General features: G+C 69.4%; 13 protein-coding genes. 9 read left to right on the forward strand and 4 right to left on the reverse strand.

Annotated features, from left to right (window positions below):
• The first annotated feature begins 9 nt into the window (after positions 1 to 9).
• The 8 genes from atpE to ABZX90_RS28095 all read left to right on the forward strand — a co-directional run bounded on the left by atpE (position 10) and on the right by ABZX90_RS28095 (position 6840).
• Entirely contained in the window at positions 10 to 237 is a 228-nt protein-coding gene (atpE, locus tag ABZX90_RS28060) for an ATP synthase F0 subunit C (RefSeq protein ID WP_351127795.1), read from the forward strand.
• A gap of 41 nt (positions 238 to 278) precedes the next feature.
• The gene (locus tag ABZX90_RS28065) at positions 279 to 824 is read left to right on the forward strand and encodes a F0F1 ATP synthase subunit B (protein ID WP_351127797.1); all 546 of its coding nucleotides are present in this window, start codon (positions 279 to 281) and stop codon (positions 822 to 824) included.
• Positions 821 to 1642 (forward strand): F0F1 ATP synthase subunit delta, encoded by an 822-nt coding sequence (locus tag ABZX90_RS28070; RefSeq protein WP_351127799.1) that lies wholly within the window; start codon positions 821 to 823, stop codon positions 1640 to 1642. Before ABZX90_RS28065 ends, ABZX90_RS28070 begins: the two co-directional genes overlap by 4 nt.
• 126 nt (positions 1643 to 1768) lie before the next feature.
• Positions 1769 to 3358, forward strand: a complete 1590-nt coding sequence (atpA, locus tag ABZX90_RS28075; protein ID WP_351127801.1) for a F0F1 ATP synthase subunit alpha — start codon at positions 1769 to 1771, stop codon at positions 3356 to 3358.
• 21 nt (positions 3359 to 3379) lie between these two features.
• On the forward strand, positions 3380 to 4294 hold the full coding sequence (locus ABZX90_RS28080; protein ID WP_351127803.1) for a F0F1 ATP synthase subunit gamma: 915 nt from the start codon (positions 3380 to 3382) through the stop codon (positions 4292 to 4294).
• On the forward strand, positions 4294 to 5730 hold the full coding sequence (gene atpD / locus ABZX90_RS28085) for a F0F1 ATP synthase subunit beta (protein WP_351127804.1): 1437 nt from the start codon (positions 4294 to 4296) through the stop codon (positions 5728 to 5730). Before ABZX90_RS28080 ends, atpD begins: the two co-directional genes overlap by 1 nt.
• A gap of 128 nt (positions 5731 to 5858) precedes the next feature.
• A complete protein-coding gene (locus tag ABZX90_RS28090) occupies positions 5859 to 6233 on the forward strand; it encodes a F0F1 ATP synthase subunit epsilon (protein ID WP_351127806.1) in 375 nt (124 codons plus the stop codon).
• Positions 6234 to 6393: 160 nt separating this feature from the next.
• Positions 6394 to 6840 carry a DUF2550 domain-containing protein gene (locus ABZX90_RS28095; RefSeq protein WP_351127807.1) on the forward strand — a complete coding sequence of 149 codons (447 nt, stop codon included), beginning with the start codon at positions 6394 to 6396 and terminating at the stop codon, positions 6838 to 6840.
• Positions 6841 to 6954: 114 nt separating this feature from the next.
• On the opposite strand, the gene ABZX90_RS28100 is transcribed toward ABZX90_RS28095, so the two are convergent.
• The 3 genes from ABZX90_RS28100 to ABZX90_RS28110 all read right to left on the reverse strand — a co-directional run bounded on the left by ABZX90_RS28100 (position 6955) and on the right by ABZX90_RS28110 (position 10855).
• A complete protein-coding gene (locus tag ABZX90_RS28100) occupies positions 6955 to 8793 on the reverse strand; it encodes a glycoside hydrolase family 18 chitinase (RefSeq protein ID WP_355209307.1) in 1839 nt (612 codons plus the stop codon).
• Between the two features lie 218 nt (positions 8794 to 9011).
• Positions 9012 to 9653, reverse strand: coding sequence for a response regulator transcription factor (locus ABZX90_RS28105; RefSeq protein ID WP_351127811.1), 642 nt, complete (start codon positions 9651 to 9653; stop codon positions 9012 to 9014).
• Complete coding sequence (locus ABZX90_RS28110) at positions 9650 to 10855, reverse strand: histidine kinase (RefSeq protein ID WP_351127813.1); 1206 nt, start codon at positions 10853 to 10855, stop codon at positions 9650 to 9652. The genes ABZX90_RS28105 and ABZX90_RS28110 overlap by 4 nt, the downstream gene beginning before the upstream one ends.
• A 152-nt stretch (positions 10856 to 11007) precedes the next feature.
• Between ABZX90_RS28110 and ABZX90_RS28115 the strand changes: the two genes are divergently transcribed.
• Complete coding sequence (locus ABZX90_RS28115; RefSeq protein WP_355209311.1) at positions 11008 to 11607, forward strand: hypothetical protein; 600 nt, start codon at positions 11008 to 11010, stop codon at positions 11605 to 11607.
• A 49-nt stretch (positions 11608 to 11656) separates the two neighbouring features.
• Here the strand turns inward: ABZX90_RS28115 and ABZX90_RS28120 are convergent, their stop codons facing one another.
• Positions 11657 to 12229 carry a cob(I)yrinic acid a,c-diamide adenosyltransferase gene (locus ABZX90_RS28120; protein ID WP_351127817.1) on the reverse strand — a complete coding sequence of 191 codons (573 nt, stop codon included), beginning with the start codon at positions 12227 to 12229 and terminating at the stop codon, positions 11657 to 11659.
• Between the last annotated feature and the right edge of the window lie 114 nt (positions 12230 to 12343).

Genomic DNA, 12343 nt, shown 5'->3' on the forward strand with positions numbered 1-12343 from the left:
ATAACTGGCATGCAGACCCTTGCCGCTGTCTCCGGCTCGCTCGGCTCGATCGGTTACGGCCTCGCGGCCATCGGCCCCGGCGTCGGCGTCGGCATCATCTTCGGTAACGGCACCCAGGCGCTCGCCCGTCAGCCTGAGGCCGCCGGTCTGATCCGCGCCAACCAGATCCTCGGCTTCGCCTTCTGTGAGGCGCTCGCCCTCATCGGTCTGGTCATGCCGTTCGTCTACGGCAAGTGATCTTCGGATCCACGACAGCCCACTAGACGAAAGGCACTGATATGAGCCAGCTGCTCATTCTGGCGGCCGAGGAGGCCGAAAACCCCCTCATCCCGCCGATCCCCGAGCTTGTCATCGGCCTGATCGCCTTCGTCATCGTCTTCGGTTTCCTGGCCTGGAAGCTCCTCCCGAACATCAACAAGGTTCTGGAGCAGCGCCGCGAGGCCATCGAGGGCGGTATCGAAAAGGCCGAGGCCGCTCAGACCGAGGCCCAGAGCGTTCTTGAGCAGTACAAGGCTCAGCTCGCCGAAGCCCGTCACGAGGCCGCGCGCCTGCGCCAGGAAGCAACGGAGCAGGGCGCCACGCTCATCGCCGAGATGCGCGCGGAAGGCCAGCGGCAGCGCGAGGAAATCGTCGCCGCCGGTCACACGCAGATCGAGGCAGACCGCAAGGCCGCCGCTCAGGCGCTGCGTCAGGACGTCGGCCACCTGGCCACCGACCTGGCCGGCAAGCTGGTCGGCGAGTCCCTCGAGGACCACGCCCGGCAGAGCCGCGTCATCGACCGTTTCCTCTCCGAGCTTGAGGAGAAGGCCGAGGCGGCTCGATGACAGCGCACGGAGCGAGCCGCGAGGCAACCGCAGCCGCACGTGAGCGTCTCGACGCGCTGACGGACTCGACGTCCGTGGACGCGGTACAGCTCGCCGACGAGCTGGCCGCGGTCACCGCGCTGCTCCACCGCGAGGTGTCGCTGCGTCGGGTCCTCACCGACCCGGCGCAGCCCGGCGAGGCCAAGGCCGAGCTGGTCCAGCGCCTGATCGGCGCCCAGGTGGGCGGCACCACCGCCGACCTGGTGTCCGGCATGGTGCGCTCCCGCTGGTCGCAGCCCCGCGACCTGGTGGACGCCCTCGAGGAACTCTCCGCCACGGCCGACCTCACGGCGGCCCAGCGGACGGGTGCGCTCGACAACGTCGAGGACGAGCTGTTCCGCTTCGGCCGGATCGTCGCCTCGAACACCGAGCTGCGCGCCGCGCTGACCGACCGCGCCGCCTCCACGGCGGCCAAGAGCGAGCTGCTGCGCAGCCTGCTCGGCGGCCGCGCCGACGTGACGACCGAGCGTCTGGTGACGCGCCTTGTGACCGCGCCTCGCGGACGTAGCCTGGAAGCGGGACTCGAGTCCCTGTCCAGGCTCGCCGCCGAGCGCCGCAACCGCATGGTCGCCGTGGTCACCTCGGCGGTGCCGCTGAGTGACGGACAGAAGCAGCGCCTCGGCGCCGCTCTGGCGAAGCTCTACGGCCGCCCGATGCACCTCAACCTCGACGTGGACCCCGATGTCCTCGGCGGGATCCGGGTGCAGGTCGGCGACGAGGTCATCAACGGTTCCCTCGCGGACCGTCTCGAGGACGCCGCCCGCCGCATGGCGAGCTAGTAACCCCATAAGCAGTACGCAATTACGGCCCATGTTGGGCCGTGCAGAGGATTCACCTCTCATAGGGGGGAGTCCCCATCCCCCCAAGTGAAACTTCGGGCCCAACAAGGAGAGCAGGGAACCCAGATGGCGGAGCTCACGATCCGGCCGGAGGAGATCCGGGACGCGCTGGAGAACTTTGTCCAGTCGTACCAGCCGGACGCGGCCTCGCGCGAGGAGGTCGGTACGGTCACCGTCGCCGGCGACGGTATCGCCAAGATCGAGGGTCTGCCCTCGGCCATGGCCAACGAACTGCTGAAGTTCGAGGACGGAACCCTCGGCCTCGCGCTGAACCTGGAAGAGCGCGAGATCGGTGCGGTCGTCCTCGGCGAGTTCAGCGGCATTGAAGAGGGCCAGCCGGTGCAGCGCACCGGTGAGGTGCTGTCCGTCGCCGTGGGCGAGGGCTACCTCGGCCGCGTCGTCGACCCGCTCGGCAACCCGATCGACGGCCTCGGCGAGATCGAGACGTCCGGCCGCCGCGCCCTCGAGCTGCAGGCCCCGGGCGTCATGGTCCGCAAGTCGGTGCACGAGCCGATGGAGACCGGCTACAAGGCCGTCGACGCGATGACCCCGATCGGCCGTGGCCAGCGTCAGCTGATCATCGGTGACCGTCAGACCGGCAAGACCGCGCTGGCCGTCGACACGATCATCAACCAGCGCGACAACTGGCGCTCGGGCGACACCAAGAAGCAGGTCCGCTGCATCTACGTCGCCATCGGTCAGAAGGGCTCGACCATCGCCTCCGTGCGTGGCGCCCTCGAAGAGGCCGGCGCGCTGGAGTACACGACCATCGTCGCCGCCCCGGCGTCCGACCCGGCCGGCTTCAAGTACCTGGCGCCGTACACCGGTTCGGCCATCGGCCAGCAGTGGATGTACGAGGGCAAGCACGTCCTCATCATCTTCGACGACCTCTCGAAGCAGGCCGACGCCTACCGCGCCGTGTCCCTGCTGCTCCGCCGCCCGCCGGGGCGCGAGGCCTACCCCGGTGACGTCTTCTACCTGCACTCCCGTCTGCTGGAGCGCTGCGCGAAGCTCTCCGACGACCTGGGCGCCGGTTCGATGACGGGTCTGCCGATCGTCGAGACCAAGGCGAACGACGTGTCGGCGTTCATCCCGACCAACGTCATCTCCATCACCGACGGCCAGTGCTTCCTGGAGTCCGACCTGTTCAACGCCGGTCAGCGTCCGGCCCTGAACGTCGGTATCTCGGTCTCCCGCGTCGGTGGCTCCGCTCAGCACAAGGCGATGAAGCAGGTCTCCGGCCGGCTCCGCCTCGACCTGGCCCAGTACCGCGAGCTGGAGGCGTTCGCCGCCTTCGGTTCCGACCTGGACGCCGCGTCGAAGTCGCAGCTGGAGCGTGGTCAGCGACTGGTCGAGCTGCTCAAGCAGGCTCAGTACCAGCCGATGCCGACCGAGGACCAGGTCGTCTCCGTCTGGGCCGGTACCACCGGCAAGATGGACGACGTACCGGTCGCCGACGTCCGCCGCTTCGAGAAGGAGCTCCTGGAGTACCTGCACCGCAAGGAGCAGGGCCTCATGACCTCCATCAAGGAGGGCGGCAAGATGTCGGACGACACCCTGACCGCCGTCGCGGACGCCATCGTGGACTTCAAGAAGCAGTTCGAGACCTCGGACGGGAAGCTTCTCGGCGAGGACGCTCCGGCCGCTGCCAAGTGACGTAAGGAAGGGACCTGACTCATGGGAGCCCAGCTCCGGGTCTACAAGCGTCGCATCCGATCCGTCACCGCGACCAAGAAGATCACCAAGGCGATGGAGATGATCGCCGCCTCGCGCGTCGTCAAGGCGCAGCGCAAGGTGGCGGCCTCCGCGCCGTACGCGACCGAGCTCACCCGCGCGGTCACGGCGGTCGGCACCGGCTCGAACACCAAGCACCCGCTGACCACGGAGGCGGAGACGGCGACCCGTTCCGCGGTACTGCTCCTCACGAGCGACCGCGGACTGGCCGGCGCCTTCAACTCCAACGCCATCAAGGCGGCGGAGCTGCTGACCGCCCGTCTTGAGGCCGAGGGCAAGGAGGTCGACACGTACATCGTCGGCCGCCGCGGTCTCGCCCACTACAACTTCCGCGAGCGCAAGGTCGTGGAGTCGTGGTCGGGTTTCACCGACGAGCCCACCTACGCGGACGCGAAGAAGGTTGCGGGTCCGCTGATCGAGGCCATCGAGAAGGAGACGGCGGACGGCGGCGTGGACGAACTCCACATCGTCTACACCGAGTTCGTCTCGATGATGACGCAGTCGGCCATCGACGGCCGACTGCTGCCGCTTCGCCTCGAAGAGGTGGCGGAAGAGGCGCCCAAGGGCGAGATCCTTCCGCTGTACGAGTTCGAGCCGTCGGCGGAGGACGTCCTTGACGCCCTTCTGCCGCGCTACGTCGAGAGCCGTATCTACAACGCGCTGCTCCAGTCGGCTGCCTCCAAGCACGCCGCAACGCGCCGCGCGATGAAGTCGGCGACCGACAACGCGGGAGACCTGATCACCACGCTCTCCCGACTTGCCAATGCGGCCCGCCAGGCCGAAATCACCCAGGAAATCAGCGAGATCGTCGGTGGCTCCGCAGCCCTTGCCGACGCGACCGCGGGGAGTGACAAGTAATGACGACGACTTCTGAGACGGCCGTTGCCACGGGCCGCGTCGCCCGGGTCATCGGCCCGGTCGTCGACGTGGAGTTCCCCGTCGACGCGATGCCGGAGATTTACAACGCCCTTCACGTCGAGGTGGCCGACCCGGCCAACGCCGGCGAGAAGAAGACGCTGACCCTGGAAGTCGCCCAGCACCTGGGTGACGGCCTGGTCCGCACGATCTCCATGCAGCCGACCGACGGTCTGGTCCGCCAGGCCGCGGTCACCGACACGGGCGCCGGTATCACGGTCCCGGTCGGCGACTTCACCAAGGGCAAGGTGTTCAACACTCTCGGTGAGGTGCTGAACGCCGACGAGAAGTACGAGGGCGAGCGCTGGTCCATCCACCGCAAGGCCCCGCGCTTCGACGAGCTCGAGTCGAAGACCGAGATGTTCGAGACCGGCGTCAAGGTCATCGACCTTCTCACCCCGTACGTCAAGGGTGGAAAGATCGGTCTGTTCGGTGGTGCCGGTGTCGGCAAGACGGTGCTCATCCAGGAGATGATCTACCGCGTCGCCAACAACCACGACGGTGTCTCCGTGTTCGCCGGTGTCGGTGAGCGCACGCGTGAGGGCAACGACCTCATCGCGGAGATGTCGGAGTCGGGCGTCATCGACAAGACCGCCCTTGTCTTCGGCCAGATGGACGAGCCCCCGGGCACCCGTCTGCGCGTGGCCCTCGCGGGTCTGACCATGGCGGAGTACTTCCGCGATGTGCAGAAGCAGGACGTGCTGTTCTTCATCGACAACATCTTCCGCTTCACGCAGGCCGGTTCCGAGGTCTCGACCCTGCTCGGCCGTATGCCCTCCGCGGTGGGTTACCAGCCGAACCTGGCCGACGAGATGGGTCTCCTCCAGGAGCGCATCACCTCGACCCGTGGTCACTCGATCACCTCGATGCAGGCGATCTACGTCCCCGCGGACGACCTGACCGACCCGGCCCCGGCCACCACGTTCGCCCACCTCGACGCGACGACGGTTCTCTCCCGTCCGATCTCCGAGAAGGGCATCTACCCGGCCGTGGACCCGCTGGACTCCACGTCCCGCATCCTGGACCCCCGCTACATCGCGGCGGACCACTACGCGGCCGCGATGCGCGTCAAGTCGGTTCTTCAGAAGTACAAGGACCTTCAGGACATCATCGCGATCCTCGGTATCGACGAGCTGGGCGAAGAGGACAAGCTCACCGTCCACCGTGCCCGTCGCGTGGAGCGCTTCCTGTCCCAGAACACCCACGTCGCCAAGCAGTTCACCGGCGTCGACGGGTCGGACGTCCCGCTGGACGAGTCGATCGCGGCCTTCAACGCGATCATCGACGGCGAGTACGACCACTTCCCGGAGCAGGCGTTCTTCCTGTGCGGTGGCATTGAGGACCTCAAGGCCAACGCCAAGGAGCTCGGCGTCTCCTGAACCTCGTGTTCTGAGTGAGGGGGGCGGGACCGCGCCTCGCGGGGTGCGGTCCTTCCCCCTCCGTACGCCTACTAGACTTTGACCCAACACCCGGCAGCAACGCCGGGTGGTGACCCGAGGAGCCCACCTTGGCTGCTGAGCTGCACGTCGAGCTCGTCGCCGCGGACCGTAGTGTCTGGTCCGGCGAGGCCACCCTGGTCGTCGCGCGTACCACGTCCGGCGACATCGGCGTCATGCCCGGTCACCAGCCGCTGCTCGGTGTGCTGGAGTCGGGCCCGGTGACCATCCGTACGAGTGATGGTGGAACGGTCATCGCCGCGGTGCACGGCGGTTTCATCTCATTCGCTGACAACAAGCTGTCGCTGCTGGCCGAGATCGCCGAGCTGTCGGACGAGATCGATGTCCAGCGTGCGGAGCGGGCGCTCGAGCGCGCGAAGTCGGACGCCGACGCGTCCGCCGAGCGCCGCGCGGACGTCCGCCTGCGTGCGGTGGCGACCCGCTGACCATCGGTGCGACCCCAGCCCTTCAGGCGCTGGGGGAGCACTGTGTGAAGCTTTGACTCAGCCGCGGCTGGGACCGGATCACTCCGGCCCTGGCCGCGGCTGAGGCAAATCCGGAAGTTTTTTCTTTTCCGTTACCTAGGAGACGAGGAGGTCGGTGTCGATGGTCCTCGCTCTGACTGTGTGCGGAGTACTAGTAGCGCTTGTAGTGGTGGGGCTGTTCGTCTTCGGCCTCCGCCGCCGGCTGATCCAGCGTTCCGGCGGAACGTTCGACTGCAGCCTGCGCTGGGACGTCCCCGAGAAGGGTGACCCCAGCGGCAAGGGCTGGAGCTACGGTGTCGCCCGCTACAACGGCGACCGCATCGAGTGGTACCGCGTCTTCTCGTACGCCCCCCGCCCGCGCCGCACCCTCGAACGCTCGGCGATCGAGGTGGCCGGCCGCCGTGCCGCCGAGGGCGAGGAGGAGCTCGCGCTGCTCTCCGACGCGATCATCCTCGCCTGTCTCCACCGCGGGACGCGCCTGGAGCTGGCGATGAGCGAGGACGCGCTGACGGGATTCCTCGCGTGGCTGGAGGCGGCTCCGCCGGGACAAAGGGTGAACGTCGCGTAGCGACGTTCGGGGCCCCGTTGGTTGGGGGTCCCCCCGCTCACCGGGGCGGAAACAGAACGCCGCGGACAGACCCGGAGGTCTGCCCGCGGCGGATGTGCGGGGGTGGGACGAGGGTCAGCTCAGGCCGCTGTTGATCGCGCCGACCAGTTCACCGTTGCTGGTGTCACCGCTGAACTCCCAGAAGAAGGCGCCGCCCAGCCCCTGGCTCTTGGCCCACGACATCTTCGTTCCGATGGTGGCCGGGGTGTCGTAGGACCACCAGTTGTTGCCGCAGTAGGCGTATGCCGTGCCGGCGACGGTGCCGGTGGAGGGGCAGGACGTCTTGAGGACCTTGTAGTCCTCGATGCCCTGCTCGTACGTACCGGCCGCCGGGCCGGTCGCCGTGCCGCCGGGCGCGGACTGGGTGACACCGGTCCAGCCGCGGCCGTAGAAGCCGATGCCGATGAGCAGCTTGCTCGCGGGCACGCCCTTCGACTTGAACTTTGCGATCGCGTCGGCCGTGGTGAAGCCGGGCGTCGGGATGCCGCTGTACGAGGTGAGCGGGGAGTGCGGGGCGGTCGGGCCCTGTGCGGCGAACGCTCCGAAGAAGTCGTACGACATCACGTTGTACCAGTCGACGTAACTCGAAGCGCCCGCGTAGTCGGCGGCGTCGATCTTGCCGCCGGAGGTGCCGTCGGCCGTGGTGGCCGCGGTGACCAGGTTGTTCGTGCCGAACTTGGCGCGCAGGGCCTGCATCAGGTTCTTGTAGGCCGCGGCGCCGCTGGTGTCGCAGGACAGACCGCAGGCGTTCGGGTACTCCCAGTCGATGTCGATGCCGTCGAAGACATCGGCCCAGCGCGGGTCCTCTACCAGGTTGTAGCAGGACTGCGCGAAGGCGGCCGGGTTGGCGGCGGCCTGGGCGAAGCCGCCGGACCAGGTCCAGCCGCCGAAGGACCAGAGGATCTTGATGTTCGGGTACTTGGCCTTCAGCTCGCGCAGCTGGTTGAAGTTGCCGCGCAGCGGCTGGTCCCAGGTGTCGGCGACGCCGCTGACCGACTGGTCGGCGGTGAAGGCCTTGTCGTAGTCGGCGTAGGAGTCGCCGATCGCGCACTGGCCGTTGGTGACGTTGCCGAAGGCGTAGTTGATGTGCGTGATCTTGGCGGCCGAGCCCGACGTCACCAGGTTCTTGACGTTGTAGTTCCGGCCGTAGATGCCCCACTCGGTGAAGTAGCCGAGCTTGACGGCGTTGCCGGTGGGCGGCGGGGTGGTGGTGCCACCGGTGGTGTGGACCGCGACCGCGCCGCTGACCGGACCGGTCTGGTCGGCGGTGTCACGGGCCTGCACGGTGTACGAGTAGTCGGTGCCGGCGGTCAGACCGGTGTCCGTGTACGAGGTCGTCGTCACGGTCGCGACCTTGGAGCCGCCGCGCAGGACGTCGTAGTTCTTGACGCCCTTGTCGTCGGTGGCCGCGCTCCAGGAGAGCTTCACCGAGGTGTCGGCGATCGAGGAGGCGGTGGGGGTGCCCGGCGCGGTGGGCGGGTTGTCACCGGGGACGGTGGTGCCGCCGTCACAACTGCCGCCGTTCAGGGTGCAGTTGGAGGGAGAGCCGGAGCCCGCGCCGTTGAAGCCGAAGGAGACGGAGGCGCCCGCTGCGAGGCTGCCGTTGTAGGACTTGTTCTTGGCGGTCCAGTGGGTGCCGGAGCTGGTGACGTCCGCGTCCCAGGCCGAGGTGACGGAGGTGCCGGACGGGAAGTCCCACTCGATCGTCCACGAACTGATCGCGGTGGTACCGGTGTTCTTGACGGTCCACTTGCCTTCGAAGCCCGTGCCCCAGTCCTGGGTCTTGGCGTACGTGGCGGTGGCGGTGGTGGCGGCCTGGGCGGGGCCGGCGAGGCCGACCAGGGCGGCGAGGGGAAGGAGCAGGGTGGTGAGCCCCGCCACGGTTCGGTGTCTGGCTCTCTGCCGGAAGCGCATGACGCCTCTCCTCTTTTGTCAGTTGCCCCGGGGGCACCGCAGCGGGTGGGGGACCGCGATCGTGCTCGGCCCGTCGAGGGGCGTGCGCGCGCTCGCGCTCCCGCCGGCGACGAGCCCCCTTGCTGGGGGTGTCGTGGGCATGTCTAAGCGCAGTGGGGCGAGAATAGAAAGGTCTGGACCACAGGTCAATAGGTCTGGACCAGTGCTTTGGTTCTCGCTCAGATCCCCAACTCCTGCGCGAGGACAGCCGCTTGGACCCGGCTGCGCAGTTCGAGCTTGCCCAGCAGACGGCTGACGTGCGTCTTCACCGTCGCCTCCGCCATGTCGAGCCGCGTCGCGATCTCCGCGTTCGACAGCCCCTGCCCCAGACAGGAAAGAACCTCGCGCTCGCGCCGGGTGAGCGCGTCCAGGACGGCCGGATCGGCGGTCGGCTCCCGTACGGGCTTCGCCGCGAACTCCGCGATCAGCCGGCGCGTGACGGACGGCGCGATCAGGCCCTCCCCGCGCGCCACGGTCCGTACCGCCTCCAGCAGGTCCCGTGCTTCGGTGTTCTTCAGCAGGAAGCCCGAGGCGCCCGCGCGCAGCGCCCCGAAGACGTACTCGTCGAGATCGAAGGTCGTCAGGACGAGAACGTCGGCGAGTCGCTCGGCAACCACCTGCCGGGTGGCGGACACCCCGTCCAGACGCGGCATCTGCACATCCATCAGGACGAGATCCGGGCGCAGTTCGCGTGCGAGGGCCACCGCCCGTTCGCCGTCCGCCGCCTCGCCGACCACCTCGATGTCGGGCGCGCTGCGCAGGATGAGGACGAGTCCGGCGCGTACCGCGGACTGGTCCTCGGCGACGAGCACACGGATCATGCTTGTTCTCCTCGGGTGACGGGTTCTCCCCGGGTGACGGGCAGAGTGGCGTGCACGGTCCAGGTCCGGCCGGCGGGGGAGTCCCCGGGACCTGCCTCCAAGGAGCCCCCGAGGAGCGCGGCCCGCTCCCGCATCCCGACGAGACCGGCCCCCGACCCCGGGGCCCGCGGACCGTCCCGGTCGCCGTACGGACTGGTGATCCGCACGACGAGCGAGCCGTCCGCCCGGGTGAGCGCGACGGTCACCCGGCCCGGCGCGGCGTGCTTGAGGGCGTTGGTCAGGGACTCCTGGACGATCCGGTACGCGGCGAGCTCGACCGGGGCCGGCAGCCGCTCCCCGCGCTCCGCCTCCAGCGTCACGTCGAGCCCATTGGTGCGGGCGCCCGCGAGCAGCGCCCCGAGACCGTCGAGCGTGGGCGTCGCCGCGGGCTCCCGGTCACCGCTGTCGTCCCGCAGGATGCCGATCAGCCGCCGCATCTCGGCGAGGCCCTCGACGCTGTTCTCCCGGACGACGGCGAGGGCGTCCTGCGAGGTCCTCGGGTCGTCGAGCGAGAGCGCGGCCGTGGAGTGGATGGCGATCGCCGACAGCCGGTTGGCGACCATGTCGTGCAACTCCCGTGCCATCCGGGCGCGTTCGGCCGTGACGGCCTGGGAACGGTCGAGCTCGGCGAGCAGCGCGGTCTGTTCGGCGCGCAGCCGCTCGGCGTCGGCGGTGTCACGGTGGTTGCGGACGATCCAGCCGGTGGCGGCGGGGGTGAAGGTCACCAGGCCGGTGAACGCCCCGATCAGCAGCCCCTCGGGCCGGTGCCAGGCGGCGACCGGCCACACCGTCGCGATCACCGTGACGAGCCCGGTGATCCACGGGATGCGCCGGGCCGCACCGGCCGATCCGTACAGCACGGCCGCGTACACCAGGTCCGTGAACATGATGACGGTGGCGAGATTGCCCCGCGTCAGCAGGTCCGCGACCAGGGCCAGGGTGCCGGTCAGCAGGGCGGTGCGCGGCCGGGAACGGCGCAGCAGCTCGCAGCCGGCCATCACGGCCAGCGGAACGAGGACCGCCCAGCCCTGGTCGACGCGCGCGAGCACGTCGTCCGCGGTGCGGCTGAAGAGACCGGCGCCCCAGAGGCAGAGCCCGCCGAGCAGACCGCCCACGGCGATGCGTACGTCGTCGCGGTGCGGGCGGGGGAGTCGCGGGGCCATGGATCTATCCAACACGGCGGTCCGCGACCCGGCGTCCCCGTCACGGGTGACCTTCCGCTGCATCGAAAGTCGCAGTCCGGCCTCGTCATCGCCGACGACGTATCGGGCGCCGGCGCCCGCGAGCCTGGAACGGTGAGCGAGAGGAGCGAACCGTGATCGTCGGACTGATCATCGCCTGCGAGGTGGGCTTCTGGGTGCTGCTGGCGGCGGGCCTCGCCGTCCGCTATCTGCTGAAGCGGCGCCGCACGAGTGCGGCCCTGCTCCTGGCCGAACCCCTCCTCGAAGTGGTCCTCCTCGTGGTGACGGCCGTCGATCTCAGGAACGGCGCCGCACCGGGCCCGGAACACGGCCTGGCCGCGCTGTACATCGGCTTCACCGTCGCCTACGGCCCCCGCACGATCCACTGGCTCGACGGCCACGCCGCCCACCGCCTGGCCGGCGGCCCGCGCCCGCCGAAGCCGCCCCGCCACGGCATGGCCCGCGCCGCCCACGAGGGCCGTCTCTGGCTGCGCACGGTGCTCGCGGCCGCCGTCGCCTGCGCCCTGCTGCAGGGCGCCGTCCTCTACGTCGGTGACGGCGCCACCGAGTCGCTGCGCGGTGTCCAGTGGACGGCCCTGCGGGTGGTCGCGATCCACGGGGTCGTCGCGCTGACGTATCTGCTGTGGCCGAAGAAGGCACCTGCGCGCGAGCCGGAGCCGGAGCGGGCACCCGCGCGCGAGCCGGAGCCGGAGCGGCGGTTCACGAAGGGCTGAGACGGCCGAGGGCGCTCGCAGCGCGCCCGGCCGGCCGCCGCCGCTTCGGCTAGCGCTCTCCGCCCGGGACCCACAGCACGTCGCCCACATCCTTGTTCGCCGTGCGCGCCAGGATGAACAGGAGGTCGGAGAGCCGGTTGAGGTAGGTCGCGGTGAGCGGGTTCATCGCCTCGCCGTGGACCTCCAGCGCCGCCCAGGTGGAACGCTCGGCCCGGCGCACGACGGTGCACGCCTGATGGAGGAGGGCCGCGCCGGTGGTGCCACCGGGCAGGATGAAGGAACGGAGCTTTTCCAGCCGTTCGTTGAAGAGGTCGCAGTCCGCCTCGAGCTTGTCGATGTAGAACTGCTCCACCCGCAGCGGCGGGAACTTCGGGTCCTCGACCACCGGCGTCGACAGGTCCGCCCCCACGTCGAACAGGTCGTTCTGGACGCGGGTGAGGACCTGGACGACCTCCGCCTCCAGGCCGCCCAGCGCGATCGCCGTGCCGATCACCGCGTTCGCCTCGTTGGCGTCGGCGTACGCCGAGATCCGCAGATCGGTCTTGGCGACCCTGCTCATGTCACCGAGGGCGGTGGTGCCCTGGTCGCCGGTCCGGGTGTAGATGCGCGTCAGATTGACCATGGGGCCAATTTAGACGCTCCCCGTACGAGCACCGCAGGCCCCGGCGCCCGCCGGTCCGGGCCCGAGGGAGGAACGCCGAGCCCTCCGGACGGGACGTGACGGGTGTCTCACGCC

The sequence above is a fragment of the Streptomyces sp. NPDC002935 genome, assembly GCF_040611295.1.
In the GTDB taxonomy this organism is placed as follows: Bacteria; Actinomycetota; Actinomycetes; order Streptomycetales; family Streptomycetaceae; genus Streptomyces.

Coding starts and splice junctions, on each gene's coding strand:
- ABZX90_RS28065 (WP_351127797.1), top strand. CDS start 279: ATGAGCCAGCTGCTCATTCTGGCGGCCGAGGAGGCCGAAAACCCCCTC.
- ABZX90_RS28100 (WP_355209307.1), bottom strand. CDS start 8,793: ATGCGCTTCCGGCAGAGAGCCAGACACCGAACCGTGGCGGGGCTCACC.
- ABZX90_RS28105 (WP_351127811.1), bottom strand. CDS start 9,653: ATGATCCGTGTGCTCGTCGCCGAGGACCAGTCCGCGGTACGCGCCGGA.
- atpD (WP_351127804.1), top strand. CDS start 4,294: ATGACGACGACTTCTGAGACGGCCGTTGCCACGGGCCGCGTCGCCCGG.
- ABZX90_RS28120 (WP_351127817.1), bottom strand. CDS start 12,229: ATGGTCAATCTGACGCGCATCTACACCCGGACCGGCGACCAGGGCACC.
- ABZX90_RS28095 (WP_351127807.1), top strand. CDS start 6,394: ATGGTCCTCGCTCTGACTGTGTGCGGAGTACTAGTAGCGCTTGTAGTG.
- atpA (WP_351127801.1), top strand. CDS start 1,769: ATGGCGGAGCTCACGATCCGGCCGGAGGAGATCCGGGACGCGCTGGAG.
- ABZX90_RS28080 (WP_351127803.1), top strand. CDS start 3,380: ATGGGAGCCCAGCTCCGGGTCTACAAGCGTCGCATCCGATCCGTCACC.
- ABZX90_RS28070 (WP_351127799.1), top strand. CDS start 821: ATGACAGCGCACGGAGCGAGCCGCGAGGCAACCGCAGCCGCACGTGAG.
- atpE (WP_351127795.1), top strand. CDS start 10: ATGCAGACCCTTGCCGCTGTCTCCGGCTCGCTCGGCTCGATCGGTTAC.
- ABZX90_RS28110 (WP_351127813.1), bottom strand. CDS start 10,855: ATGGCCCCGCGACTCCCCCGCCCGCACCGCGACGACGTACGCATCGCC.